This is a genomic window from Sphingomonas sp. (assembly GCF_035317925.1).
In the GTDB taxonomy this organism is placed as follows: domain Bacteria; phylum Pseudomonadota; class Alphaproteobacteria; order Sphingomonadales; family Sphingomonadaceae; genus Sphingomonas_I.
The window spans coordinates 1-24,615 of sequence record NZ_DATHFV010000201.1; the positions used below are offsets into that span (position 1 = coordinate 1).

The window sequence follows — 24,615 nt, forward strand, 5'->3', positions numbered from 1 at the left end:
CACTTTGATCGCGCTTGGCGGCAATCGCGACCTCAAGCCGGAACGGGCCACAACCCTGTCGGCAACCTTCGATCTCCATCCGCGCGACAGCCGCTTTGACCTCGCCGCCACTTACTACAGCGTCGCATATCGCGACCGGATCGTTGCCCCGATCCAATATCTCGGCAGCGCTCTCAGCGAGCCGGCCTATGCGGTGCAGGTCACCCGTAATCCCACTCCGGATCAAGTCGCCGCGACGATTGCGAGCGGGCCGACCTTTCTCAATTATTCCGGGGCCGCGTTCGACCCCGCGGCGGTCGTCGCAATCGTCGATGGCAGCAACGTCAATGCCGGCCGGGTCAACGCGCGCGGACTGGACGTGATGGCGCGCTATGGGATTCCGGTCGGGCGCCATGAAATGATATTCGGGGCCGATGTCGGCTATCTCGACAGCACGCGGCGGGTTTCCGTGAGCTCACCCCTCGAAATCCTCGCAGGCACGATCTTCAATCCGCCGCATTGGCGCGGGCGCGGCACGGCCTCGTGGCGTGCGGGCGCGCTGACGCTGACCGGGGACCTCAATTATACCGGCGGCGTGCGCGACGTCCGCGCCGCCCAGAAATTCGCGATCGGCGGAATGACGACGACCGGGCTGACCGCGCGCTGGGTCGTCAACAATGGCCCGCGCTGGCTCGATGGTTTCGATCTGTCCGTCTCCGCGCAAAATCTGCTCGACGCGAAGCCGCATACGATCCTGCGGACAACGACCGGGGACACGCCTTACGATTCCACCAACTATTCGGCGATCGGCCGTTTCCTCAGCATCGCGGTGCGCAAGGCATGGTGAGCCGCCCGCTGCTTCGTCTCGCACGGCTGCTGGTGCTGTCCGCCGCGCTGGCGTCGGCGACCGCGGCACGGGCCGCCTGCGGATCGGTGCTTCCGCCCACCTCGCCAATCCCGGCGACGGGACGCGGTGTGACCGCCGCGGACCTCATTCAAATGCGCGACGTGGGCGATACCGAGGGGGCGTCGTTCGCCGACCCAAGTCCGTTTGGCGTCGCGCCCGGCGGGACGCGTATCGCCTTCTACATCACGCAACCGAGCGTGGCGGAGAACGCAATCTGCCGCGCGCTGGTTCTGCTCGACCTGCGCAAGAAGGCGCCGCTCAGGATCCTCGATCAGGGCGGCGAGAATATTCTGATCGACGATCCGAAGTTCGGGCTGCTGATCAAGCCCGGCGCGCCCGCCGTGGTCACGCCGGTGTGGTCGCCCGACGGCAGGTCCATAGCGTATCTGCGCCGCGACCATGGCACGACCCGCGCCTGGGTCGTGGACCTCGACGGCGCACACGCCCGCAGCGTCAGCCCCGCTGGCCTCGATATCGACCAGCTCGGTTGGACCGGCGACGGCAACGGGCTGATCGTGACCGCACGGCCCGGTCTCGCGCAATCGCGCGATGCGATCGAAACAGAGGGGCGCTCCGGCTGGCTCTTCGACAGCCGTTTCTGGCCGAATATTGCCGCACGGCCAATGGTGCCAGCGGACGCGACAACCGCATATTCGGTCATCGCCATCGCGTCGGGCACGATGCGGCCCGCGACGAAAGAGGAAGCGGCGGGCGGGCAGGTGCAGCCGGCTGCAGGCCTGCCTGAGCCGGTTGCCGAGCAGGCCGGGCAGCGCGCCTTCACCGTGCGCGAGGCGCCGTCGCCGCTCAGCCCCGGTCGCTTGCACGCGGCCCTTGCCGGCGGGGTCGAGACGGCCTGTCCGGACCCAGCCTGCACCGGCGGCATTGTCGGCCTATGGTGGCGGCGCGGCGCTATCTACTTCCTCAGACGGGAAGGGTGGGACCTCGAGATGATGGCGATGTACCGTTGGCCCCCCGGCCAGCACAGCGCCACGCGTCTATGGGGCACCACCGATGTCCTGCGCGGGTGCGTCCAATCCGCTACGGGCCTGATCTGCACGCGTGAGAACAGCACCACGCCGCCCTCGCTGGTCCGCCTGAATTCGAAGAGCGGCCGCTCAGAATCGCTGGTGAGGCTCAATCCCGAATTCGATGCCATCAAACTGCCCGAGGTTCGGCGCCTGCGATGGAAAAATGATCGCGGTCTCGCGGCCTGGGGCGATCTGGTTCTTCCGCCCGACTACCGCCCGGGGCAGCGTGTGCCGCTCGTCGTCACGCAATATCATAGTCTCGGCTTCCTGCGCGGCGGCACCGGCGACGAATATCCGATCTTCCTGTTCGCCGAACGCGGCATGGCGGTGCTAAGCGTCGAGCGCCCGCCCGATATCATGCACCTGGCGCCGCAGCTTTCGAGCTGGACCGACCTGATCGCGTTCCGGCAGAAAGACTGGGCCGAACGCCGGAGCATGCTGTCCGCGCTCCTGAAAGGGGTCGATCTCGCGATCGAGCAGGGCGTGGCCGATCCCGCGCGTCTCGGCCTAACCGGGCTCAGCGATGGCGCGACCTCGGTTTCGTTCGCGCTGGTCAACAGCCACCGATTTGCCGCCGCGGCATCGAGCACCTGCTGCATCGACCCGAACACGGTCACGACCTACGGCGGTATCGGCTGGTCGGACTTCATGCAGCAGACCGGCTATCCGCCGGCGACGCGGCCCGACCCAAGTTTCTGGGCACCGATGTCGATCGCGCAGAATGCGCGCACTATCACGACGCCATTGCTCCTGCAGTCAGCTGATAGCGAATATCTTCTCGCGCTCGAAACATTCGAAGCCCTGCGCGAGCTCAAACGGCCGGTCGAACTCTACGTATTTCCAAACGAACTGCACAACAAGATCGAGCCGGTGCATCGCGCCGCCGCGTTCGAACGCAGCCTCGACTGGTTCGATTTCTGGCTGCGCGGTCATGCAGATCCGGCGCCGGCGAAAGCCGCTCAATATCGGCGATGGGACAAGATGCGCGACGCGCAAACCCCATCGGCGGCGCGCTAAGCGCGGGCTCGCGCCCAGGCTTCGGCGTCGACCAGTTCAAGTATGCGGGAGAAATCATACCCCTTGGCCGGCGCCGGATCGTCGAGCACGGCCTTGAGTCTCGCTCGATCGAGCAGACCGTGCTCGGCCAGCAAGCCGTCGAGCAGGATCGACCGGATATCCCGTTTGCGGCGCTCGAAAATCGACGCCACGAAGGCATCGGGCGAGCCCTTGGACCGTCGATCGATGACCTCGTTCGGCAATGCGGCGGCATAGGCCGATCGGGCTATCGCGCGATTCCAGCCGGGCGCAAACCACAGATCGGTCGGCATGGCGAGGCAGGTCTCGACCAAAGGCTGCGTCATCAGCACCGCCACATTCGGGATGGGACGCAGCGGGTCCACCGTCTCGATCAACGATTGCGTCGGCGCCAGCAGCGCAACATGCGATGCCTTGCCGGGAAGAATGCCGGCCGGGGCGTCGTTCCAGGCGTGCAGTTCGGTTGGCGTCATGGTCGAATCCGACAGGAACTGCGTGCGCAGGCTTTCTGAATTCGCGGGCCCGCGCCTGCGCAGGGCGCGGCGCATCGCCATCCACATCACCCGCCACGCGCTCGTGCCGGTGAGATCGGCGAGCGCTCGGGCGCTCGATCGGACACGGCCGTTGCCGGTGAGCAGACAATCGGCGATCGGCGCGACCGACGGATTGGCGTAGAAGAGATTGTCTCCACCGCCGCCGTGGAAGATCGCTTTGGCTTGAACATGCTGGGCGAGCGCAACCGCGAGACGATCATATTCCTGATAGAATAAGCGTTCGTTCGGCCGGGGCAAATGGCTGGAGGCCGAGCGAAGCAACGCGACGCCATCCGGGTCAGGCCGAACCTCATGCCAGGCTATTGCGAGATGCTCGGCGACGGCGCGCGCATAGCGACTCTCGTCTCCGCCGGCGCCGTCGGGCCGAAAGGTCAGGCAGTCGAAATGTCGCCCGGCGCGCTTCAGGCTCGCGGCAACGACCGAGGAGTCCAACCCGCCCGACAGCATCAGGATTGCGCGGTCGTAGAGCGCGCTCATCGCCGACACACTCAGGTCGACCGCGCCCCGCAGACGCAAAGCAGCGTCCGCCGGCGGAATGTCGGCCCGCTGCGCAAAGGTCCAAGGGGACCATGTTGGCTCGACCGCGACTGTGCCGGATCCGGCGGTAAGCCGGGACCCGCCTTGCAGTTCGCTTATGCTGATCAGGCACGTCTGGCTGCGCCGCAACTCAGGCTGGAGCAAATGGATCCGGAGCGCAGTCCAGTCGATCGGCGGCCTGACGAGGCCCGCTTGCTCGAGGATCGGCAGGTCCGAGGCCAGCCAGATGATGCCGTCCTGCTCCATCCACAGACATGGCAGCATGCCGAACGGCGCACGCAGTATATGCCAGGTCCGACCGGACGGATCGGGGAGGAACGCGACGTAGCTGCCCCAGCATGTATCCGCCAGAAATGCACCGCGCGTACCGACGCAGGCTGCCTGCTTCGTATCATCCAGGGCGCGGCAGGGCGCGGTTTGACCGCGAAGGAACAGCGCGCCCAGCACCACGCCCGCCTCGGCCTTGAGATGCGGAAGCGCGGGATCGGCGAACAAGATAAGCGCATCCTGATCGAGCAGTGCGGTCAGCGTGCCGAGCGATCTTATACGCGCCGCAACCGCCGCCCGCGATGAGCGGTCCCCGCACAAGGCAATGAAGCGACCAGGCATCAGATCACGCGGATCGGTATATAGTCGCGAACATTGTCGATGCTGTCGTTCACGACAGCCTCGTGGAACTGAACCCAGCAATGTGCGCCGAACGGCCGCGTGCGGACCCCAAGGACCAGATCGGCGGGGACATTGCGCGTGAACAGGGCATTTGCGACCGCGAGCGAGTGCGGCAGGCAATAATTGCGCGTGGTGGCGAGCATTGCGGCGCGACGGAAATCCCCGGCGACGGCGTCGGCCATCGCCTGTGCGTCGGGTCGCGCCGCGATGCGGCTTTTCCGTGCTTCGAGTGACCGGAGGCTGGCGGCCAGACCGCAATAGCGCAGCTTCCAGCGCGCCGAGAGGTATCCGGCAAGCGCGCGCAGGGTGGGAAAAAACCGCGAATTTGCCGGAGCCTCGTACAAACTGCGCCGCGGCATTACCGTTCTTGGGCATGGCGTCGGTGATGGCGCATGCTCGGACGTATGCAGGACGCCCCTGGCGACCAAGCCGTCAAGATTGCGCATATCCTGCGCCGCGAGGCTGCTGCCGTCGACCAGGCGCGAGAAGCTCCGATCGGCGGCGTCGCTCAGGCAAAAGTAAAGATCGCGGTTCGTATCAAGGAAGATCCGCCGATCGTCCGCAGTGCAGAAGGATAGCGCCGGGGCGAGCCCATAGCCCATGGTAATGCCGGACGCGGCGCGCGGCGTGCCGCCGCGCGCCGGGCTCCGCTCAATCCTCGATGAGGTCGAACGGGAGCGAACCGAGCTGCACATCGATCGGGGGGCCGGTCCGGCCCTTGGTCTCGATCGTGGCGGCTCCCAGTTCGATCAGATCGTCGGTGCGTTCCATGATGAACTCCTTTCTCGCCGCGGTGATTGCGGCAGGGGAGATTCTAAAATGGGGCTCGAGCGATACGAACTTTATACGATGAATATATCGCGATTGTTTGGGCTATGGGCGCCGCACGCCCGCCGACGGGGGTGCGCACGAGGCGATCACGCATGGCGGTAGAGCAGCCGCACCAGTTCGGGCGCGACCCGCCGCCTTCGGCGGTGGTAGCGATCGATCAGGGCGCGCAGGCCCGCAGCGCCGGGCTCCTGCAATGCCGTTTCGATCTGGTCGAGCTCGGCTTCGCGATCCGGAAACAGATCGTCTTCCACCAGTCGGACAGCGTGCAGCCGCGCGTTGGCCGAACGGATCGCGCGTTGATGTTCCTGATTGCGCGACCGCCGCGCGATTTCCTTGAACGCCAGCCCGATGCCGACTGCGGGCGTCGCCGGCGGCTGTGCTGTGTAGGCCGCATGCTTCGCTGCGTCCCAATCCTGAAGCGCGAGGCGCAGGATCTGCCGATTCCAACCGAGCAGGTCCTGGATCTGCGGCAAATTGACATGCGGGATGCGGAAACCCTCGCTCAAGGCGGTCTCGACCAGGTTTTCGCCGACGAGGCGGTGAAGCGCATCGCGCACCGGCGTGACGCTGCTGGCGAGGCCTTCCGCCAGCGAGGCCGGGTCGAGCCGGTCACCCGGTCGAAAGTCATGTTCGACGATACGTGTGCGCAATGCGTCATAAACGCGTTCAGAGGTATGACCGGCGTTCACTGCATCCGGCGCTGATCTTCGGCAAAAGCATCCACCATCGCGACCTGGTCCGGACGGAGCGCGTCGATCGCGCCCAGCGGAGCGTCGATCGTCCCATGAAGAACAACCGATGGGCACTGACCTTCGTAATTGCCCAAGTTCGGCCGGTGCTGACGGTAGCCGACCAGCGCGGCAAGCTCGGGTGAGAAGCTGCGCGCGACCTCGGGCGGATACGCCAGGAACTGGTTCTCGTAGGTCTTAAGCCAGCCCAGCGAATAGCCGATCACACAGCCGCGCCGGACCTCGTTCGTCCGGTTCGCGCCGGCGCCATGCGCGGTCGATCCGAGGAACAGCAGCGCGTCGCCGGGCGCCATCTCGGCCACGATCGGTGCGCCGGAGAGCTCGGTCGACTGGGCGTTCGGCCCGTGCGTGCCGGGCCACACCAGGGTGGCGCCGTTGGCGGCGGTGAAGCGCGTGAACGGCCAAATCACATTAACCAGATATTCGGTTTCGCCCGGGCCGATCCGCCACATGTCGTGATCGCGGTGCGGCATCTGCTGCAAGGAGCCCGGATGGACGGCGATCGCCTGCGCGACATTGAGCTGGATCACATCGCAACGCGGCAGGAGAATCGGCTCGACGATGCTGCGGATAATGGGATGCAGCACCAGCTGCTGGGCGAAGCCGGAGCGCGCAAGCAGGCGCCCGAACCGCTTGGTACGCGGACCGTAGAAGCTGCCCTCGCCGAACGGTGTTTCCTCGAATGCCCGCGCGAGGTCGGCGTCGAGCGCTTCGATCACGGGGTAGGGCAAGGCGGCGCGCACGATCACATAGCCGTCCGACCGGAGCTGGTCGGCAAGCCTGTCATGCATGCGTTCGAGTTGCGCTGCGGTCATGCCGCCGCGCGCTCACGCGTGCCGCCCAGCATCTCGTCCGGAGCAAGCCCGGCGGCGCGCAGCCGGCGCGGTGTATCGTGATCGATCGCGATCGAAAGCGCCGCCAGCAGGCGCGACCCTTCGCGCCGCTCCGGCCCCAGCATTTTCGTCCGCCAGCCGAAGCCGCGAATCTGTTCCACCCAGCGCCGCTCGGCGATCGCGCTATAAGCGCGAATGCCGCGCTCGAGCGCATGATTGGCCAGCGCGCAGACCAGTGTATCGCGCGCGCGGCGGCGGTCGTGGGTCTGGAGATCGCGCTCGAGACAAAAGCGCGTAATTTCGAAAATGTCGGGGCCCTTCGGCGCGGCGCCGTCGCACAGATGCGGATAGAGGCTGTCAAGGATGTGCGGCCGCTCTGTCGGCAGGAGGCGGGCAGATGCGAGATGGTGGCCCGCCGCGTCGGTCAGCACAAGATAGGTGCAATGGTGGGTATCATATTGGTCGACCTCGTATCGGCCGTCGATGACGGGCACTTTCCATCCCAGCAGGTCGACGAACACCCGCCGGCGCGCCTCGAACATGCCCCGGAGTGCCTGTGCGCCATAGGGTGGCTCCGCAGTCGACAAGATATGCAGCATGGGCCTGCTCCGCTCTGGTTCGAGAGGAGCATCGGCCGCGGCAGGGGGCCGGGCATATTCCCAGAAAGGGGTATTTCAGCGCTTGAAAATATCAGTGAAGCTCAAGGTTCCGTCGAACAGCGCGCGGATCGCGAGTAATGTACGCTTCTCCACCCCATAGCGCTCGCGTGCCAGCTTCATATGGCGGGTGACCGTCTCTTCGCTCACGCCGAGGATGCGGCCAATCTCCCAGTCGCTCTTTCCGCGCGCCGCCCACAGCAAGCAGTCACGCTGGCGGTCGGTCAGCGTCGGCAAGGGCGCGTCCCGCTCGTCCTCGCGCACGTGCCAGAGCCGGCGCGCGGCCTCGAACGCGAACGCGCCCGCCAATTGGGCAAGCGGCAACATCGCTTCCCCGACCGACCGTCCCTCTTGATTGGCAAAGGAACAGGACCCGAACGACTCGCCCGGCACGTTGGTGGGTACGGTGAAGCCATCGCCAATGCCCTCCGCGCGCCCGCGATCGAGCATCTGCCGGTCCCGCGGCGTAAGCCGGACCAGAGACGGAATGCGCGACCAGCGAAAGCCCACGCTGGATTTATGGCTGGCGCGATGGACCGGGTCGCAGACGCCCAGGCCGTTGGCTTCGTAATAGTCGGCCCACTGCGGCGGGTAATTGTGCAGCCGGATCGCGGTAGCGCCCGCGGCCGTCAGATCGATATGATGCGCCAGCGCGAAATATTCGAAGCCAAGATCGGCCGCTATCGCCGACATAGCGTCCGCCAGATCGTCCGCGTTCGCAACCGCGCCCACCAGACGAATAAACGCCTCTACTGTACCCAGGCCCATCGGCCGACTCGGCCGCGGGCGGCGGATCAAGGCGCCGGTGGTCCCGCGATCGTCCTTTCACGCTTCAGGCTGGCTGACGGGGTCTCAGGCCGGCGGCCAACTGCACTCGAAGCGCCCCGATATGGTCGCAATGTGACTTTCGTCACGCGCGAAAGATACCGTTTCGGTCATAATCTCCGCCATTTGGGAGGAGCGTGACCCATGTCGGCTTTGCCCGACGGGACCCGCGCCGCGGATTATGCCTGTCTGCGCGAGGTCGATCGCGCGGGCCTGATGTGGGAATGGCTGCGCCGCGATCCCGATTACATCAGCTGGTACGGCAAAGCGTCCACCGCCACCCGCGGCGCGCGCCAGCCGCCGTCGCGCTGGAGCTTGCTGTTTCGCGAAAATCCCGACCGGATCGCGCCCAAGGCTCTGATCGTGTGGCGCGCTGATATCGATCCCGGCACGCTCCGGGTGATTGCCGCACCGACCCGTTCGCGCGACCCTGACGGCCTTCCCCTCCACAGCCTGCGCCGCTGGATTTCGCTGGTGCCGGGCATGGATGGACGCGAGCATGCGGTGCTGTCAGACGGCTTGCACCATCTCCGTCTCGACGTGGAGCAGGGCACGCTCGCTGGCGGGCCGGTCGTGCTCCATTATCTCCTCCACGGCACGCGCGATGCCCGACCCAAATTACGCACGCTGCGTCGTTTGACGGCGATCAGTCTTGAGCGCCGTTTCACGCCATCGCTGTTTCCCGCCGATCCAAGACAAGACCATTGGCTCTGGGCGCTTCGCGTCGGCGACGCGCTCCGTGAAGGCGCGAGCCAGCGCGAAATTGCCGAAATCCTCTATGGCCCCGCCCGGACCCGCGGTGAATGGCAGGGGCATTCGGACTCGCTGCGTTCGCGCGTACGGCGGCTGGTTGGAGAAGCCAGGCGGCTCGCTTCGGGCGACTATCGCAAGCTGATGCGGCCCGAATGATATTCGGCTGAACGTTGGCGGACCCGGTCTCAAGGGACATAGTGCGGAGTCCATATTTTGATCCATTCTGGGCGCAGACTCATTGACAAGCCCACGCCTGGCGGACGACCTTCTCCTGCTCGATTTCGGGCGGGGGAAGCCGAAATGACGCCGAACACCGGCCGCAACATCGTCGTGCTCTGCGACGGCACGTCCAACCAATTCGCGCAGGACCGGACGAGCGTCGCCAAGCTGGCTTATGCGCTGGTCAAGGACCCAGCGCGTCAGGCGGTCTATTACCATCCGGGCATCGGCACCAAGGCCCCACCCGGCTTCCCGATGCCGGTTGGCAATTTGCTGGCCCGTGGCGCCGGGCTGGCGGTCGCTTATGGTCTCCAGGACGATATTCGCGACGCCTATCTTTTCATCATGAACAATTGGCGTCCGGGCGATCAGCTCTACCTGTTCGGCTTCAGCCGGGGCGCTTATACCGCACGTGTCGTCGCGGCCCTGGTCTACATGTACGGCATGGCGATGGCCGGCAACGATCCGCTCATCCTCTATGCGGTCGATATGTTGTGGAAGCTGCATGGCGTGCCGCAGGCGGAATTGAACGCTGCCTTCAATCTCGCCAAACAGTTCAAGCTCAGCCTGGGGGCGGCCCCCTGCCACCCGCATTTTGTCGGGGTTTGGGATACGGTCAGCTCGGTTGGTTGGTTCGGCAGTCCGGTTTCGATTCCGGGAGCGACCACCAATCCCGATATCGTGACGTTTCGGCACGCAATCTCGATCGACGAACGGCGCGCCTTTTTCCGTCCCAACAAGTTCAATCCGGGCCCCGGGCAGGACGTCAAGCAGGTCTGGTTTCCCGGCGATCATTGCGACGTCGGCGGCGGACATAAGGAAGCGGAAAGCGGGATGTCGAAATATCCGCTCGAATGGATGGCGAAGGAGGCGATGGTTGTGGGTTTGCTGGTCGATCCTGGTCGTCTCGACGAGATTCTCGGCAAAGCCCCGAGCCAGTTGCCGGGGATAGCCTTCGCCGAAGCCGAACCGACGGCAAAACTGCACGATTCCATGGCCTGGTATTGGCGACCGGCGGAATTCGTTCCCAAACCGCATTGGGACGCGAAAACCCGAACCCGGTCCTTGCGCGCGAACCTGTTTGCCCGTCGCGACATGGGCGTAAGCCCGTTAGTCCATCCGGTCGCCTGGCAAATTCCAAGCTATAGCGCGTGCCTGCCGCCGGGTGCCACGCCTGCCTGACCGGGTGCGTGCGTGCGACTTCGCGGCGTCGATGGTGCGTGCCCTGTTAGTCTGCCTGCGCAGCGAGGGAGTTGCGCAGGCAGACTAACAGGGCGTGAAGTTTCCGGCTTTGGACAGGCAGAAATCGACCTCGGTTACGATATTTTTCCTGGTTCCGGTGGTGACGCCGGCGCCGGTCAGGCCCGGATGGATGGCCACGAAGGCCGGCTTGAGTGCGTGCATGTCAGGCGCCGGCAGCACCGCGCCTGCGCCGGAGGGCGACGGGACAACGACACGGCCCACCTCCGCGCCGGGCGGGGTGAAATAGTCCGTCGCGAATAGGCTGGAGCATGGGCCATGCTTGGGCCCCTCATGGTCGGTCAGCGAAGGGCCCGCATAGATGTGGGCGAACCTGCCGCGCGCGTCCGCACCACGCGCCGGGCCATCGCAAAAGCTCGGATATTGATCGCCTTCGAGCTGCGGCGACAATCCGTGCAATGCGAAGCCCTTGGGGGTCTTCCATTCACGCATGTGTTCTGGCGTTGTGACGCAGAAGCCGGGCTTCCACGACGGCGCCAGCAGACAATAATCGAACGCGCCGGGAGGGCGCTCGCTGACGTCCCGCGCGGCCGAGGCGATTTCGGCCGGGAAGCCCAATCCCGGGATTGCGAGGATCAGCAACAGCGCGCGGACGGGCGCGAACGCAGCGGGACAATTTTGGGTCATGATCCACCTCCTCTAACGCTTCGAACGCGGCCGCCTGCGGGCCGGCTGACCCTTCCCTTGTGCACGCGTTCCGCGCGGCGGCGGGCATGCGCGATTGTCATTTCGGCTTAGAAACCACCCGACCCAGGAGGTGGGAATGGCGACAGGGTGCCAAAATGTCCGTCAAACTGGTTTCAAAACATTCTCCCGGACCCGGTTTTGTCCCAACCGACAATTGACTCTCGGGCCGTCAACAATAATCTCTCGAGCGGCTTCGCTGCGGATGTGACTTCAAGGTCGCGCCCATTGGGGCCGAGGGGGTTTTTCCATGATTGCTTCGAAGAGCTGGGCCTTCGCTGCATTGCCGTTGATCGCGGCAATCATCCTGCTGATCGGCGCGCCGATCTACTGGCCCGACCTGCGCGGCCCGATGTTCCTTGCCGTGATGGCGCTGATGTTCGGCGAATTCATGCTGATCGGCTGGCTGATCAACGGCCGTCCGGCGGGCGCGTTCATCGACAACCGCAACCGGATCAGCCTCTCCAAGCTGCAGGCGGCGGCCTGGACGGTGGTTGTCCTGGCAGGGTTCGCGACGGCGGCCGCATTCAACATCGCCACCGCCATGTATGAGGACAATTCGATTTCCGCGCTGGCGATCGTGATCCCCAACGAATTGCTGCTCGCGATGGGCATTTCCGCGACCTCGCTCGTCGCGGCCCCGGCCTTGCTGACGCTGAAGTCGCAGCAGCCAGAGGTCCAGGGCGCGCTTGCGATCGCCAAGGACAAGATGGGTACTGCGATCACCAGCAACGGCAAGCTCGTGCTCAGGGATGCACCGAAGGATGCCTCCTGGAGCGATGTCGTCACCGGTGAGGAGGTCGGCAATGCGGGCTCGCCCGATCTCGGCAAGATCCAGCAGGCTGCAATCACATTGCTGCTGCTCGGTTGCTACGTCGCTTATGTCTATGCCGACCTCGCCGGCTCGCAGGAGACGGTGACCAGCCTGCCGACGCTCGACAAGTCGTTCGTCTGGCTGCTCGGCATCAGCCACGCCTCGTATCTCGCGTACAAAGCCGCACCCCATACGACATAGGCAGGTAGTCATGGCTGAAGCCCCCGTCCGGAAGAAAAGGGCCGCGAAACCGGCCAGCGCGAAGCCCGCCGGCAAGATGTCGACAGCGGTCCGTGCGGGCTGGCCGCTGGCGGCGATCGCGGCACTGTCGCTCGCCGCCGGCACGCTGGGCGACAAGGGGGCGTCGGCCGCCGACACGCAGGCCCCGGTCGCGACCGTCGCGAGCGTGACACCGAGCCCGCAGCCGGTGCCGCTGGTGGCAACGGGCAAGCCGGTCCAATGGTGGTTCGCCTACAAATTCAGTTCGCAATCCTTCCCGTCGAACCCGACCGACCCCGCGCGCGGTTGCGCCTTCGGCGGCACGCTCCGGCGCGATGGTAATAATTTCAGTCAGCATTATGCGCTCGCGAGCAGCGCCAATCCCGTGCTCACCGACGGTCCCGGGCTGATCGGCACCAGCGGCGGCGACCCGCTCGGCGCGACCTTTGGCGAGATCTACAACGGCCATTATTATTTCGTGGTCTGGAACGATCAATTCTACGGCGATCCGCCGCGCGACGGTCCGGAATGCGACGCCAAGCAATGCGGCAAGCCCTGGGGCCATTCCAAGGGCATCCTCGCCTGGGACCAGAACGGGAATGGCGTGATCATCCAGGTCACGACGCCGTCCTGGCCTGCGGCGGGCGGCGCCGCCATGCCGCGCAAGGACGGCAACACGCTCGGCTGCGTCAGCGACGACAATAATATCTCGAACGCGCAGGACTTCTTCGCGCTGCAGCTCAACCGCGACGACGTGAAGACCGTATTGCGCGCGCTCGCGGTGGCGAGCGTGTCGACTGACGTCAACAATCCGCAGATCGTAAACCGCCGGCTCAACGGCGTGGCGCCGCCCGCCGACATCGATCAGCTCGTCGCCCTGCTCGGCCAGCAGTCGCGCGACAAGACCTATCTCGACCAGACTTTGTCATCCGGCGTGCGGCTGATCACCAAGCCGTCCGCGCTGCATGTCCCGTCGTGGCAATTCGTGTCGTCGGTGCTGGGCGGCGAGAATCTGCTGACCGCGACCTGGTGGGCGTCGCCCAAGATCCCGTCGACCCGATCTGCGGCCGACGTCCATTGCTGGGATCCTTTGCTGCCGACGCCGCCCGGTCGGGTCGACATCGCGGTGTCGGCCAATTGGGAGGGCACGCCGGTCGCGTTCACGGGCGGACCCAATCATGCCAAGATCGGGGTGTCGCTCGCCGGGGGGCATCATTATGCGATTTTCAGCGACCTCAATCAGCAGGGGCAGTTGGGCGATCCCACCAGTCCGAATGGCGCCAATTGCGGCAGCAGCCAAAATGGGCGCGGGGGCATGTTCTTCGTCCTGACCAATCCGACGTTGCAGAGCGGCATCTCGAAGCTGATCGCCGGAAAGATCGCCGCCTATCCTCAATAGGAGCGGCGGGCGAACATGGCGCGTCGCTGGTTGCGGCGCCGCCTGCGGCGTTACGCGATCCGCGGCTGCGCGGCATAGGACACGCGGAGCACCCCCTTGCGGGGAGCTTGGATAAGCCGCTTATCCGACATCATCCCAGGCATCATGTTTTGGCGCCTTGCGCATGATCGCGTCCGCGGCGCAGTCGCGCACAAACGCCGCGATGGCATGACCCGGACGCTTCTCGTCGAAGATGTCGGGACCGAACATATCTTCCACGCGCTCCCGCGCGCCGAGAGAGCCGCCCACGAAATAGTGATGTGGTCCCTGGCTGATCCTCACGCAGGTGGCAAACCGGCTCGTGCCAGATGCCGCTTCGTCCAACGCGAGGTTGACCGCCGCCAGCTCATCCAAGCTTGCTTCATTGACCGCGTCCCAGACTGCCTCGACGCAATCCGTATCGATCGGCGCCTCCTGGTCGATCAACAGAAACAGGCGGAAATCCTTTGCCTTTTTCTCCATGGTCACTTCCAGTCCGTGCACAGAAGGTAGGTGAATTTCGCGTCACGAAACTTGCACAAGTCGGCGCTGCTGACCTTGGCAAGGTCGGTCAGATCCACCGGCGAAATCCTGATGTCGTTGCGCACGACCTGACGCAGCGCATCGAGCAGGGCCGTGGCGGGCTTCGATTTTGTGCGCTTGAGCATCTTGTCGACGAAATCGAGTGCGATCGCGCGCTCTTCAGGGGTCGTCTGACGGCGCCACGCAGAATCGACGAATCCGCTGGCTTCGGATGAAAGCGCGCCAAGCGTCCGATGAGCCTCATGGTGCCGGCGGCGCTTGCGTACCAGATCGAGAAAATTGTGCTTCAGCGCTACCTTGCCGTGGCCGATCGCCCGGCGGCGCAGTTCGTCGATCGCAATGGCGGGGTCGGCGGCGCGGATCTTGCCGACAAAAAGGTACAGGTCCGCCATCGTCGATTGGGCCAGATCCTCGTGATCCGCGCTATCCATCATGTCGCATTTGGCCACGATCAGGCGCGCGGCCGTGCGGATGCGCACGTCGAGATCCGACCACAAGGCATCCAGTTCGTCCCGCCGTTTCGCCATCGCGGCCTCCGCCAAGCAAATCCCTGTGGATATAGGCGCGCGACCCACCCCGATTTTACCCTCGATGAAAAATAATATTTCGATGGCGAAATGGTGCGCCGTCGCGCGCCCTTGGGGTCAGGCGATCGGGGAGACGATTTCATGCCCAGACACCGGAGACCTGCCGTGCATCAAGCCTGCCATCTCATGCTCGCATTCGCTTATGCGCTGGCGGGGGTCGCTTACCTGATGCTGGTGATCGGCGGTGACGAGCCGTCGGGCCCTGCGCAGCCACCCTACAGTCCGTCGAACGGTGCCAATGAGGTTCGCATAGTGTCTCCGCGGCCGGGCCAGCTGCCACCGCACGGCGGGAAGTTCGGACCGAGGGTCGAGCAACCCGGGGCAGAGCGACCCTTCGTTTCATCCTTGCGCCTCGCGCGCCGTAGGCGCGCGACCGCGCTCTAGGGCTCGACGTCGTCGTCTTCGCCCCCGAGCCGGCCACGGCCGTCTCGGCCAAAGGTGACGATCGGCTGGCGCGGCGAGCGGACGCCGCGCTCGCGCGCGGCGGCGCTTTGAGCCGGGCCCGCCGGACAGCGGGGGTGGGCGCCGCTCCCGTCTAGGCGCGTCGCCGGCGCGGCAAGCCGGCCTCTGCGAGGACCGGCTCCTCCATTGCATTGCGGCCCGGCGGTGACGGCCTGCGCCCGCCGCCTTGGGTGCCTTCGCCGGCTCGAGCCGCGCCTGTCCGATCGCTGGCTGCCGCCCACCCCCGCTTCCGGGGGCCATGTTCGGATTGGGTTGGCGAGGAGGCGAGCATGTCCCGAGCCCCAAGCCGGTCCGCCCGGCCGCACGCGCAGCGCAAGGCGCCGCGTTCGCGCGCCGAAACGGTGCGGCCCGGCCTCTATGACGAGGTCACCCAGCGCATCGTCGGCGAACTGGAAGCTGGGCGGGTGCCGTGGGTGCAGCCATGGGGCACAAGCGGGTGCGGCAATGCCGGGCTGCCGCGTAACGCCGTTAGCCGCCGCCCTTATTCCGGCATCAACGTCCTGATCCTGTGGAGCGCGGTGATCGACCGGGCCTATCCGTCGCAGGACTGGCTCACGTTCAACCAAGCGCAGAAACTCGGTGGGACCGTCCGCAAGGGCGAGCGCGGCGTGACGGTGGTCTATGCCGACCGGTTCACGCCTGAGGACGAGACGGCGCGGACCAAGGGGGAACATGAACCCCGCTCCATCCCGTTCCTCAAGCGCTTCACTGTCTTCAACGTCGCGCAATGCGATGGCTTAAGCGCATTCGTCGCCGATCCGGCGCCATTGGCCGAATGCGAGACTCTCCCACTTGCCGAAGCGGTAATCCGGGCGAGCGGTGTCGAATATCGGATCGGCGGCAATGAGGCTTTTTACGCGCCGATCTTCGACTTCGTGCAGGTGCCGCCGCCGCCCGCTTTCTTCGCTCCGGTCGATTATTACCGCACCGCGCTCCACGAACTGACCCACGCCACCGGCCATGCGTCACGCGTCGGGCGCGACCTCACGCATTGCTTCGGCAGCGACGGTTATGCGCGCGAGGAACTGGTCGCCGAACTGGGGTCGGCCTTTCTGTGCGCGGTGCTCGGCATCGCGCCGAGCCTGCGCCATGCCGATTATCTCGCGCACTGGCTGGCGGTGCTCAAGGCCGACAATCGCGCGATCTTCCGCGCCGCCAGTGCTGCCAGCAAGGCCGCCGACTGGCTGGTGGCGCGGAGCGCCGCCACCGCCGACGAGGCAGCGGCATGAACGCGGCCCCGCCCGCCATACCCGCCGTCGAGGAGACCGAGGCCGGGCTGCAATGCCTGATCGGAGGGATCGCCCCGATCCGCCTGATCGACCGGCTGGCGCAGCGTGCCGCCGCGCCGCTGGAACCGACCAAGCCGCAGCGTCCGTGCGATCTCGGCCTGTTCGACCTCAATGCCCGTAATCAGCTCGATCTGTTCTCGAAGCTTCCGCCCGGCGCGCCGGACGGCTGACGCGCGGCGCGTCTCGCCGCATTAAGCCGGTCCCGCGAACAGCCTTTAGGAGAGGGAGGAACACGGGACCGGCACTCACGATGGAGTGTCGACCATGAAACTCGCTTTTATCGCTTTGGACAAGCTGTCCATCAGCCGCGCGAACATGCGCGACGGGAAAAAGGACCCCGACGTCACCGATCTGCTGCCGACGGTGCGCGCACGCGGCATCCTGCAGAGCCTAATCGTGCGGCCCGCGCCCGAACCCGATCAGTTTGAGATCGTCGCCGGTCGCCGCCGCTTCCATGCCGCCAAGATGGTCGCCGAGGATAGCGGCCATGCCGAGCCGGTGCCGTGCGCGATCCTCGACAGCGGCGACGATGCGGCCGCGCTCGAGGCGTCGCTGATCGAGAATGTCGCGCGGCTCGACCCCGACGAGGTCAGCCAGTGGGAGACGTTCGTCCGCCTGATCAAGGAGGGCCGCAAGCCCGACGAGATCGGCCTGACCTTCGGCCTGCCCGAACTGGCGGTGCGCCGCATCCTCGCGCTCGGCAATCTGCTGCCGCGCATCCGCACCCTCTACCGCGACGGTGACCTCGACATGGTCAGCGTCCGCCATCTGACGATGGCGAGCAAGAGCCAGCAGAGGGACTGGCTTGCGGCCTATGACGATCCCGACACCTATGCGCCGATGGGGCATGGCCTCAAGGCGTGGCTGTTCGGGGGGCAGTCGATCTCGGCGATGTTCGCCTTGTTCAACATCCGCGAAAGTGGACTCGACACGGTCGCGGACCTGTTCGGCGAGGATCGCTATTTTAGCGACATCGCCGGTTTCTGGACGGCGCAGAATGCCGCCATCGCCGACAAGCGCGAGGCCCTGCTGGCGGACGGGTGGGGCGAGGTCGTGATCGTGCCGCCGACCGAGCATTTCCAGACTTGGGAATATGAGAAGCGCGCCAAGCGCAAAGGTGGGCGGGTCTATCTCGACGTGCGCGCCAATGGCGAGGTGATCGCGCATGAAGGCTATGTCAGCCGCCGCGAGGCCGAGCGTCAGGCCAAGGCCGGGGCGATCGGGCAGGACCCCAAGCCGACGCGCGGCGAACTGACCAGCGCGCTCGCCACCTATGTCGATTTGCACCGCCATGCGGCGGCGCGCGCCAAGCTGCTCGATCATCCCCAGATGGCGCTGCGCCTGCTCGCCGCGCATCTGATCACGGGATCGCATCTGGTGGCGGTTCAGCCCGACCCGCGTACGGCGCGCGACGCGGCGACCGCCCAGAGCGTCCATGGCAGTTGGGCCGAGGCGGTGTTCGCCGAGCGCCGCGCGCAGGCGCTCAAGACGCTCGGCCTGGACGCGGATGACCCGACTTTGCTCGGCCATCGCCGCGAGCGGCACGGGATCGTCGGCCTGTTCCTGCGGCTGCTCGACGTGACCGACGCGGATGTGGTCGCGATCATGGCGGTGGCGATGGGCGAGTGCCTCGCGGTCGGCTCGATCGCGGTCGAAGCGGTCGGCCTGACCTTGGGCGTGGACATGGCGCAATATTGGGAAGCCGACGAGGCCTTCTTCGCGCTCAACCGCGACAAGGAGGTGCTCGGCGCGCTGCTGAGCGAGGTCGCGGGCAAGAAGGTGGCCAAGGCCAATGCAAGCGAGAAAGGCGCAACGATGAAGACGATCATCCGCAACCATCTCGATGGGGCGGAAGGTCGCCCGCAGGTCGAGCATTGGGTGCCGAAATGGATGGCCTTCCCGCCTGCCGCTTACACCAAGCGCGGCGGGGTGGGGCCGGTCGGCGCCAACGGGCAGTTGGCCGAGGCCAAAGCTGCGGAGGTGGCGGCAGCGGAGGCCGAAGCGGCGGAGCCGGACGCCAACGCGATTGAGCCCGCCGCCACTCCGGTGCCACCCGAAGCGGGAGAGCGGGACGCTTCGGACATCCCGCTCGCCGCCTGATCGGAACGGGGTGAGACTGGCCCGCGCGGCGACGCCCCGCGCGGGCTTTTTGTGGTCATCAGGTGGGGAGGGGGTGAGGCTGAAATCCGGCCGCGCGCCTCGCGCCCTGGCGGGCGCTCGGCGCGCGGATTGGGGGGTTCAAGTCCCTATACCGCTACCATCCGAAACACCCGAGTGCCGCAGCGGTGTTGTTGCCTAAGGCGAGGCGACGCATCCGCGCCCTTCCTGACCCCAATACGGGGGTTCAATTCGCTTAAGCGCTACCGTCAGCAACCCTCAGGGTGCGGCTGGCCGGCGCGCGCCTCGCGCCCTGCCAGGCGCTCGGCGCGCCGAAACACAAACAGGAATAGCGACCGATCCGGCGGCAAAACCAGGAATTTCCTCTTCATCGTGTCGCTATTGTTGATATCGTCTCCCGAAATCGTGTTCGGGGGGACATAATGGCTACACGCTTTGGAACTTTGTTACCGTTCGGCGCGCTCGCGCTCGCCGGTTGCGTTGGAACACCACACCTACTGCGTGAGGCATCAGCCGGTACAGACCGCGCCTCGCCCAGCATCGACGATGTGAAGACCGAAATTGTGTGCGAACTCGCGAAATATCGGCACGATCAATTCGTCGGCCAGCGCGATCGCAAGATTCCGAACGCGCATTTCCAAGGCTCCTACCTGGTTACCGCCACGCTATCGCTTCAGGTCGACGATTATTTAGACGTAACGCCCTCGATCAAAATCATCCATCCGCTGCCCCAGGCGTCGAGTGATAACCGCACCGTGCTCGCGTCGGCCGACATCGGCGGCCAGCGTGAACGGACCTATACTGAGACCTTCTATCTCGACTCCGATTTGATCCCGACGGCGAAGAAGAGTGCGGACACCAAAAAAGACGATGCCGACTTCAAGGCAATGATGGACGTCTCCTGCAACGCGGACCGCGTGTTCCAAGGTGGCAAATATTCGCTCCGCGGCGATCTCAAGCTCAATGAGATTATCGACAATGGTGAGAAGTCGATTGCGTTCAGCGGGCTCTATAGCGGCCCACCATCGGCTGCCACCAATCCCAGCTTCGGATCGACCGTTGAATTCATCGTCACCCGCGCGCTGACCGGGCTCGGCGTCCAATGGACCTTCGTCCACTTTAATGGGCCGTCCGGGAGCAATGGGCTTATCAATGGCAAGAAGGTCGCAACCGACAAACTGGTGATCGCCTTCGCCAAGAAGCTGGCGTCACCGCCATCCGACAATGCCCAGTTAATCGCGGCCCTGCAGGCGCAAACTGACGCGACCAAACAAGAGACCGATGCGCAACTCGCTGTCGCAAAGGCTGAACGCGAGCATCGACAGGCCACGACCGATTTGTCCCACCTGGAAGTGCCGTTCCAGGCGCAACTGCGCCTGCGGCCGGGCGCGCTTCCACGACCAGAACTGAAAAGCGCGCGAGTTAGAGCTGACCTTGTTGGCAATGCGCTCACCCTGGCACAGCAGAACGCCGCGACGGCAACGCGAAACCGGCAAAATGCGGATGATGCCGTGCAAAGTGCCAGAACTGCGACGGCGGCCACAGCGGCGCGCACCGCGACCGACGCTGCCGCTATCGCGAATCTCAACTTGCAGACGACGATGATCCTTCAAAGCTTGAACCTTCAGCCACACTGAAGGATCTCGCTACGCCTCACCTCAGGGCAGGGCGGTTCGGCCCACTCATTTGGTTTTGCGGCGATTGGCCACGACCAGGATGGCAAGGACGCCGACGACCGCGATCCCGCCGACAAGTGCGGCCTTGGCAGCGGGCCGGCTTATGGCCATCTTGGGCTGCAGCACGGGCCCGAGGATCGCCCGGCCTCTACGGCGCTGCCACACTGCCCACAACCACCGGGCGGTGACCAGGCCCAGGCCGTAGACCGTAACGATCAGGGCCGAGAACAGCGCCAGGGGCCAGTGCCGCACATCCATGCCGAAATGATCGACATAAAGCTGCCCCGCGCGCACGCAGCCGATCGCCACGAGATGCTCGCTCACGCGTGCGACGGGCGCTGCCAACAGGCTATGTTGCGTCATGGCAACCCCCCGCCGCCGATGCGCTCGGCGTCGCAAGAGGCTCGTAACTGGGACGACCCGGCTTAGCCGCCGGGTCACCAACAAGAATACAGTGCATCGACATCGCTCGCTCCTTTCCGTTCGCCGACAGACGGCAAGTCAGAGGAGCCCGGCGCTTGCGACAGACACGGTCGTGCCCTATGATCGAGCACGAAGGCGGGTACGCGAACGCCGGCCCATCTTCACCCGAGCGGCGGGAAGTTGACGTGTGGAAGCTGAGACTTCTCGTCGCTCAATTTTGGCATGATGCACCCGCCAACGTTGAACAAGCGGTATCTCGTCTCCCCTGTTTCGCAGAGCACCGGTGATTGTGCATCGGAATCGCTTCGCCACAATATCTGGTATTTTTCCTGACGGGTTGGAAGCGCTGTAACCGGTTAGCCCGGCGTCTGAGTTCGTAGTTGCGCCGTAGCCAACTCAAACCTGTATCCCACTGAATATATTCAGTTTTCAGTCGGCGATTGAGCGCACGCCGAGGCGGAGCCGCGATCATTCGTGAACGTGCGTTTGCTGCGGTTTAGACAGGCGCGAGGGGCTAATATCGCCGCCAGGACATGGTACAAGGCTCGCAGCAAATTGCGGGGCGCAGCCAGTGCAATCGACTGAATCTTTTGTTGGTTTCGACGATGCGGTCCCCAAAATGGCCGCATTCGAAAAGGTTCTCGAGGCGGGCCGCTCTCGCAAATATTTCACTCAGCGAATCGAACGCGACCTGTTCGGGCATTGGTCGATTTGCATCGAGAAAGGGCGCATCGGGGAAAGCCAACGCTCGGTCAGCCGCGCGTTCGAGAACGAGCGTCTGGCTCATGAGGAATTTCTTCGGCTTGCACGCGAGCGCTTCATACACGGCTATAATTTAGTGGCACATGAAGTCCCCGCGCCGATTGAAATGCTGCTGCTCGAAATGCGCGATCATGCCGGCCGGTCGGGCGACGGACCACGCGAGCTAGACTTTGCATTGTACGAGGCCTTGCGCCGATTGGTGGAACTGCTGCCGAGCAATGCCGAAACTCTCGACGACATGCCCTATCTGAAGCGGCTCTTGGCTGAACTCGATCCGCAGCTGCGCGAGACCTCCGGACAGGTTCGCCGCGACTGTGCGCAGCCCGGCTTGTTCGCGCTACGGGACGATGTCGGCGAGGACAGCCGGCGGCGCACGTTGCGGTTTCTTGCAGACCTCTTACTGCGGGACGATCCATGGGCCCGTTCGGGCGTCGCCCGCGCGCTGAGCGTGCCCCGCCGGATCGATGCCGGACAGGTCTCCTTCCTGGAAGCGCGGTCGCAAAGCCCTTCGCTGCATCGCCTCCAGGTCAGCGAGATTTGCGACGTCGCCCCCGAGCTCGGGCCGCTGGCGGATCGCTTGATCGATGATGGGATTGAGGACTTGCATGCCCTGCTAGCCGTCGGCGAGGACGTGCTTATCGAGCGGTTTCGCTGCAGCGACCGCGAATTGCGTGCGCTGGAAACCGCGCTCGGCAACCGCGGGCTACGCTTGGGGTCGCTCGTCCCTCAGCGCCGGAATCCAAGACAAGGAGCGTACTCGACGCTTTGCTGATATTCCCGCTTCGCAGGCTCGCTAAAGGGCTTGCAAGTCTGGCGCATCGACTTCGTCTCATCCGGTTTGACCGTCGTTGCGTTGACCCAGAAATTCTCAGGCAAGGTGCTGTTGACGACAGCGACGGCTGCCTGAACCGTCTCGAACTTCGCGGGGGCGCCTTTCAAGATATAAAACAGTGCGCCCGCTTGTTGTCCGGACGCGTTCATGAACCGCTTGACCAACGGATCGTCGCGCATGATCTGCGCGCTCTGATAATCGGCGGGCAAGTTGCTCAGCACATAATGTATGGGCTCGAACCACATCCAATCCCAGATCATGTCCGCCGTAAATCCTTGCGTCCGCGTATAGGCCTCGATGCGGGCGCGTGTGTCGTGCTTACGGGGTAGGCGATAGGAAAGCGCCGCTTCGGCAAGGGTGATGATCTCGATTGCCTTGCGCAGGCGGAGGGGATGCTTCGCTCGCATTTCAAGGGCGGCCTTAGCCCGTTCTGCGGGGCTTCGGTTTGCCTCCCGGCCGGTTGCCGTGCCGGCCCGTGCCTTGGGCGAATTCTTGAAGAACTCGTCCAGCGCCCCCATCCCGATCAAGTCGTCGTCATGATGTTCCTTGCCGGCGAGCCGGGTCAGAATCGGGCGCCAGCCGCGTTCCTCGATCAGGCTCATGCCGTCCGCGCGGGTGAGAGGATCCTTAAGCCACTCCGCAACAACGCCGGCTTCAATTAGGAAATTGAAGTTTCCTAAGACAACTAGCTTCTCGGTCCCCAGAAAGACGTTATTGCGCTTCTCCGCCTGGGCAACCGTCCTGTCACCCGACGCTCCTGGCGGCACGGGAAGCTGCCAGTCCGCGAGCCCCGGCATCTTAGTGCCATCGGCGTTGAGATAGAGCGGGCGAGACACCGCGCACAGCGGATTGGCACGGATCTGAGCTGCATCACCTGCGCTACCGCTGAGGGCCTGGATTGCCGCATCCCGTGCCATACCGACGCTCGATCACCTTCCAAGAATGGGCCTGGGCCAGTGAATGTAAGGACAAGTGACCCAAGTCAATAGGACGTTAACCGGTGAATAGCATTGGCACCGGTGAGAATCACTTCATGGGCTCCCCTGAACCAGTTGACTCAATTTCCTGAAAGCGGCTTTTTGCTGCGCGCGATTCATGCAGGAACCGCGTTATTGTTGGCCTAAATATTCGGAATCGTGCCGTTTTATGCGTTTGTGTCGCTGCCTCTAGAGTAGCGCCGTATTTTTGAGCGCCGTCTCTTGTCCGATGTCCGACATGAATTGCGAGATAGCGACCGGACTGGGTGGCATTTTTGCTCCGGCCGCAGCGGCTTCGCACGATTATTCAGCGGCGCTACTCAGCGCGAGCCAATCGATCCGCTAAGGGCAGCGCTTCGATGCCCGGTCGCAGTGGCGCCGGCTTAGTCGTCGGGCATGGCGCAGCAAGGACGCCCCGAATATCCGTTGCGGTGAGCGCACTGAGGTCGGTTGCCACTCTGATCCTCGGCTGTAGCGCGTGCGGCGCGGCAACGGTATCGACGGAGCAAGGATCAACCGCAGGGGCATTTGAGCGGCCCCCAAAAATGGTCGGTCACTGCGACGGAAAAATCCGATCGGGCAGTCCGTGCGCGCGCCTGAGCATGTCGATTACCAACGCGAGCCGCGCGAGCGAAGCGAGCTCCGCTCCATCCTCCAACAGCCGTTCGGCGACTTCCAGATGCGCCATGCACGTATTGAGTGCCGTACGATCCATTGTTTGGCCCCCCATCCCTTTATCGTCGTCCGGTCAGACGCCGGGCGCGAAGCCTTCCCCCGGAACATTGGTCAAAACGGCAGGAAGGGCATCGCCACCGGATTGTCCGCGCCTTGGCTTGACCAACTCCCGCGGCGCTTGCGGCACCCCTCCATCTAACACTCGCCGGTTCTGGTTCCGTCGGATTGGCACGCTCCTGAACCGGGCGCGCGGACGCGTAACCATCGCGCACGCTTATTTCCCCGCCGGTTGCACCGGCTCT

At 64.8% G+C, this 24,615-nt stretch carries 25 protein-coding genes; 12 read left to right on the forward strand and 13 right to left on the reverse strand.

The annotated features are described in order from the left end of the window. Nucleotides 1-826 (forward strand): TonB-dependent receptor domain-containing protein (locus VK533_RS15035; RefSeq protein WP_324379087.1); only part of this gene is annotated, 826 nt, incomplete at its 5' end. Continuing rightward, complete coding sequence (locus VK533_RS15040) at nt 820-2,931, forward strand: Atxe2 family lasso peptide isopeptidase (RefSeq protein ID WP_324379089.1); 2,112 nt, start codon at nt 820-822, stop codon at nt 2,929-2,931. The genes VK533_RS15035 and VK533_RS15040, both read left to right, overlap by 7 nt. Here VK533_RS15040 and VK533_RS15045 read toward each other — a convergent pair. Together VK533_RS15045 and VK533_RS15050 are read right to left on the reverse strand one after the other, a co-directional pair. Further along, entirely contained in the window at nt 2,928-4,649 is a 1,722-nt protein-coding gene (locus tag VK533_RS15045; RefSeq protein ID WP_324379092.1) for an asparagine synthase C-terminal domain-containing protein, read from the reverse strand. The genes VK533_RS15040 and VK533_RS15045 overlap by 4 nt on opposite strands. Next, on the reverse strand, nt 4,649-5,068 hold the full coding sequence (locus VK533_RS15050) for a lasso peptide biosynthesis B2 protein (RefSeq protein ID WP_324379094.1): 420 nt from the start codon (nt 5,066-5,068) through the stop codon (nt 4,649-4,651). Before VK533_RS15050 ends, VK533_RS15045 begins: the two co-directional genes overlap by 1 nt. 33 nt (nt 5,069-5,101) lie before the next feature. Here VK533_RS15050 and VK533_RS15055 point away from each other — a divergent pair, with 33 nt between their 5' ends. Next, nucleotides 5,102-5,287, forward strand: coding sequence for a hypothetical protein (locus VK533_RS15055; protein ID WP_324379096.1), 186 nt, complete (start codon nt 5,102-5,104; stop codon nt 5,285-5,287). A gap of 73 nt (nt 5,288-5,360) precedes the next feature. Here VK533_RS15055 and VK533_RS15060 read toward each other — a convergent pair whose 3' ends face one another. The 5 genes from VK533_RS15060 to VK533_RS15080 form a co-directional block, all read right to left on the reverse strand. Further along, nucleotides 5,361-5,480, reverse strand: a complete 120-nt coding sequence (locus VK533_RS15060) for a benenodin family lasso peptide (protein WP_324379098.1) — start codon at nt 5,478-5,480, stop codon at nt 5,361-5,363. A 146-nt stretch (nt 5,481-5,626) separates the two neighbouring features. Beyond that, nucleotides 5,627-6,229 (reverse strand): GntR family transcriptional regulator, encoded by a 603-nt coding sequence (locus tag VK533_RS15065; protein ID WP_324379100.1) that lies wholly within the window; start codon nt 6,227-6,229, stop codon nt 5,627-5,629. After that, nucleotides 6,226-7,104, reverse strand: a complete 879-nt coding sequence (locus VK533_RS15070; RefSeq protein WP_324379102.1) for a phytanoyl-CoA dioxygenase family protein — start codon at nt 7,102-7,104, stop codon at nt 6,226-6,228. The genes VK533_RS15065 and VK533_RS15070 overlap by 4 nt, the downstream gene beginning before the upstream one ends. Then, on the reverse strand, nt 7,101-7,721 hold the full coding sequence (locus VK533_RS15075; RefSeq protein ID WP_324379104.1) for an acyl-homoserine-lactone synthase: 621 nt from the start codon (nt 7,719-7,721) through the stop codon (nt 7,101-7,103). The genes VK533_RS15070 and VK533_RS15075 overlap by 4 nt, the downstream gene beginning before the upstream one ends. A 75-nt stretch (nt 7,722-7,796) precedes the next feature. After that, nucleotides 7,797-8,546 carry a LuxR family transcriptional regulator gene (locus VK533_RS15080; RefSeq protein ID WP_324379106.1) on the reverse strand — a complete coding sequence of 250 codons (750 nt, stop codon included), beginning with the start codon at nt 8,544-8,546 and terminating at the stop codon, nt 7,797-7,799. Between the two features lie 201 nt (nt 8,547-8,747). On the opposite strand from VK533_RS15080, the gene VK533_RS15085 reads away from it, so the two are divergent. Both VK533_RS15085 and VK533_RS15090 read left to right on the forward strand, forming a co-directional pair. Beyond that, nucleotides 8,748-9,512, forward strand: coding sequence for a DUF2285 domain-containing protein (locus tag VK533_RS15085; protein ID WP_324379108.1), 765 nt, complete (start codon nt 8,748-8,750; stop codon nt 9,510-9,512). Between the two features lie 144 nt (nt 9,513-9,656). Further along, complete coding sequence (locus VK533_RS15090; protein WP_324379110.1) at nt 9,657-10,757, forward strand: DUF2235 domain-containing protein; 1,101 nt, start codon at nt 9,657-9,659, stop codon at nt 10,755-10,757. Between the two features lie 84 nt (nt 10,758-10,841). Here VK533_RS15090 and VK533_RS15095 read toward each other — a convergent pair whose 3' ends face one another. Further along, nucleotides 10,842-11,462, reverse strand: coding sequence for a ribonuclease T2 family protein (locus VK533_RS15095; RefSeq protein ID WP_324379112.1), 621 nt, complete (start codon nt 11,460-11,462; stop codon nt 10,842-10,844). A gap of 307 nt (nt 11,463-11,769) precedes the next feature. Between VK533_RS15095 and VK533_RS15100 the strand changes: the two genes are divergently transcribed. Both VK533_RS15100 and VK533_RS15105 read left to right on the forward strand, forming a co-directional pair. Continuing rightward, complete coding sequence (locus tag VK533_RS15100) at nt 11,770-12,534, forward strand: hypothetical protein (RefSeq protein WP_324379114.1); 765 nt, start codon at nt 11,770-11,772, stop codon at nt 12,532-12,534. Nucleotides 12,535-12,544: 10 nt separating this feature from the next. Continuing rightward, complete coding sequence (locus VK533_RS15105; protein ID WP_324379116.1) at nt 12,545-13,951, forward strand: deoxyribonuclease II family protein; 1,407 nt, start codon at nt 12,545-12,547, stop codon at nt 13,949-13,951. A 120-nt stretch (nt 13,952-14,071) separates the two neighbouring features. On the opposite strand, the gene VK533_RS15110 is transcribed toward VK533_RS15105, so the two are convergent. Next, nucleotides 14,072-14,452 (reverse strand): hypothetical protein, encoded by a 381-nt coding sequence (locus VK533_RS15110; RefSeq protein WP_324379118.1) that lies wholly within the window; start codon nt 14,450-14,452, stop codon nt 14,072-14,074. Between the two features lie 2 nt (nt 14,453-14,454). Next, entirely contained in the window at nt 14,455-15,054 is a 600-nt protein-coding gene (locus VK533_RS15115; protein WP_324379120.1) for a hypothetical protein, read from the reverse strand. A gap of 776 nt (nt 15,055-15,830) precedes the next feature. Here VK533_RS15115 and VK533_RS15120 point away from each other — a divergent pair. From VK533_RS15120 to VK533_RS15135, 4 genes are all read left to right on the forward strand, one after another. Next, entirely contained in the window at nt 15,831-16,790 is a 960-nt protein-coding gene (locus VK533_RS15120) for an ArdC family protein (RefSeq protein ID WP_324379122.1), read from the forward strand. Next, nucleotides 16,787-17,020 carry a hypothetical protein gene (locus VK533_RS15125; protein WP_324379124.1) on the forward strand — a complete coding sequence of 78 codons (234 nt, stop codon included), beginning with the start codon at nt 16,787-16,789 and terminating at the stop codon, nt 17,018-17,020. The genes VK533_RS15120 and VK533_RS15125 overlap by 4 nt, the downstream gene beginning before the upstream one ends. A gap of 94 nt (nt 17,021-17,114) precedes the next feature. Continuing rightward, nucleotides 17,115-18,950 (forward strand): ParB/RepB/Spo0J family partition protein, encoded by a 1,836-nt coding sequence (locus VK533_RS15130; RefSeq protein WP_324379126.1) that lies wholly within the window; start codon nt 17,115-17,117, stop codon nt 18,948-18,950. 440 nt (nt 18,951-19,390) lie between these two features. After that, entirely contained in the window at nt 19,391-20,605 is a 1,215-nt protein-coding gene (locus VK533_RS15135) for a hypothetical protein (protein ID WP_324379128.1), read from the forward strand. A 45-nt stretch (nt 20,606-20,650) separates the two neighbouring features. On the opposite strand, the gene VK533_RS15140 is transcribed toward VK533_RS15135, so the two are convergent. After that, nucleotides 20,651-21,007: a hypothetical protein gene (locus tag VK533_RS15140; RefSeq protein WP_324379130.1), complete on the reverse strand. Its 357-nt coding sequence runs from the start codon at nt 21,005-21,007 to the stop codon at nt 20,651-20,653. A 631-nt stretch (nt 21,008-21,638) separates the two neighbouring features. On the opposite strand from VK533_RS15140, the gene VK533_RS15145 reads away from it, so the two are divergent. Next, complete coding sequence (locus VK533_RS15145; RefSeq protein WP_324379132.1) at nt 21,639-22,601, forward strand: WGR domain-containing protein; 963 nt, start codon at nt 21,639-21,641, stop codon at nt 22,599-22,601. On the opposite strand, the gene VK533_RS15150 is transcribed toward VK533_RS15145, so the two are convergent. Together VK533_RS15150 and VK533_RS15155 are read right to left on the reverse strand one after the other, a co-directional pair. Next, on the reverse strand, nt 22,556-23,578 hold the full coding sequence (locus VK533_RS15150; RefSeq protein WP_324379134.1) for a hypothetical protein: 1,023 nt from the start codon (nt 23,576-23,578) through the stop codon (nt 22,556-22,558). The two genes, VK533_RS15145 and VK533_RS15150, sit on opposite strands and share 46 nt — an antisense overlap. Before the next feature lie 613 nt (nt 23,579-24,191). After that, a complete protein-coding gene (locus VK533_RS15155; RefSeq protein ID WP_324379136.1) occupies nt 24,192-24,353 on the reverse strand; it encodes a hypothetical protein in 162 nt (53 codons plus the stop codon). Between the last annotated feature and the right edge of the window lie 262 nt (nt 24,354-24,615).

Bases quoted from the DNA above. Each gene is read 5' to 3' on its own strand.
- VK533_RS15040 (WP_324379089.1), top strand. From the start codon at position 820: ATGGTGAGCCGCCCGCTGCTTCGTCTCGCACGGCTGCTGGTGCTGTCC.
- VK533_RS15045 (WP_324379092.1), bottom strand. From the start codon at position 4,649: ATGCCTGGTCGCTTCATTGCCTTGTGCGGGGACCGCTCATCGCGGGCG.
- VK533_RS15050 (WP_324379094.1), bottom strand. From the start codon at position 5,068: ATGCCGCGGCGCAGTTTGTACGAGGCTCCGGCAAATTCGCGGTTTTTT.
- VK533_RS15055 (WP_324379096.1), top strand. From the start codon at position 5,102: ATGCTCGGACGTATGCAGGACGCCCCTGGCGACCAAGCCGTCAAGATT.
- VK533_RS15060 (WP_324379098.1), bottom strand. From the start codon at position 5,480: ATGGAACGCACCGACGATCTGATCGAACTGGGAGCCGCCACGATCGAG.
- VK533_RS15070 (WP_324379102.1), bottom strand. From the start codon at position 7,104: ATGACCGCAGCGCAACTCGAACGCATGCATGACAGGCTTGCCGACCAG.
- VK533_RS15075 (WP_324379104.1), bottom strand. From the start codon at position 7,721: ATGCTGCATATCTTGTCGACTGCGGAGCCACCCTATGGCGCACAGGCA.
- VK533_RS15080 (WP_324379106.1), bottom strand. From the start codon at position 8,546: ATGGGCCTGGGTACAGTAGAGGCGTTTATTCGTCTGGTGGGCGCGGTT.
- VK533_RS15085 (WP_324379108.1), top strand. From the start codon at position 8,748: ATGTCGGCTTTGCCCGACGGGACCCGCGCCGCGGATTATGCCTGTCTG.
- VK533_RS15090 (WP_324379110.1), top strand. From the start codon at position 9,657: ATGACGCCGAACACCGGCCGCAACATCGTCGTGCTCTGCGACGGCACG.
- VK533_RS15095 (WP_324379112.1), bottom strand. From the start codon at position 11,462: ATGACCCAAAATTGTCCCGCTGCGTTCGCGCCCGTCCGCGCGCTGTTG.
- VK533_RS15100 (WP_324379114.1), top strand. From the start codon at position 11,770: ATGATTGCTTCGAAGAGCTGGGCCTTCGCTGCATTGCCGTTGATCGCG.
- VK533_RS15105 (WP_324379116.1), top strand. From the start codon at position 12,545: ATGGCTGAAGCCCCCGTCCGGAAGAAAAGGGCCGCGAAACCGGCCAGC.
- VK533_RS15110 (WP_324379118.1), bottom strand. From the start codon at position 14,452: ATGGAGAAAAAGGCAAAGGATTTCCGCCTGTTTCTGTTGATCGACCAG.
- VK533_RS15120 (WP_324379122.1), top strand. From the start codon at position 15,831: ATGTCCCGAGCCCCAAGCCGGTCCGCCCGGCCGCACGCGCAGCGCAAG.
- VK533_RS15125 (WP_324379124.1), top strand. From the start codon at position 16,787: ATGAACGCGGCCCCGCCCGCCATACCCGCCGTCGAGGAGACCGAGGCC.
- VK533_RS15130 (WP_324379126.1), top strand. From the start codon at position 17,115: ATGAAACTCGCTTTTATCGCTTTGGACAAGCTGTCCATCAGCCGCGCG.
- VK533_RS15135 (WP_324379128.1), top strand. From the start codon at position 19,391: ATGGCTACACGCTTTGGAACTTTGTTACCGTTCGGCGCGCTCGCGCTC.
- VK533_RS15140 (WP_324379130.1), bottom strand. From the start codon at position 21,007: ATGACGCAACATAGCCTGTTGGCAGCGCCCGTCGCACGCGTGAGCGAG.
- VK533_RS15150 (WP_324379134.1), bottom strand. From the start codon at position 23,578: ATGGCACGGGATGCGGCAATCCAGGCCCTCAGCGGTAGCGCAGGTGAT.
- VK533_RS15155 (WP_324379136.1), bottom strand. From the start codon at position 24,353: ATGGATCGTACGGCACTCAATACGTGCATGGCGCATCTGGAAGTCGCC.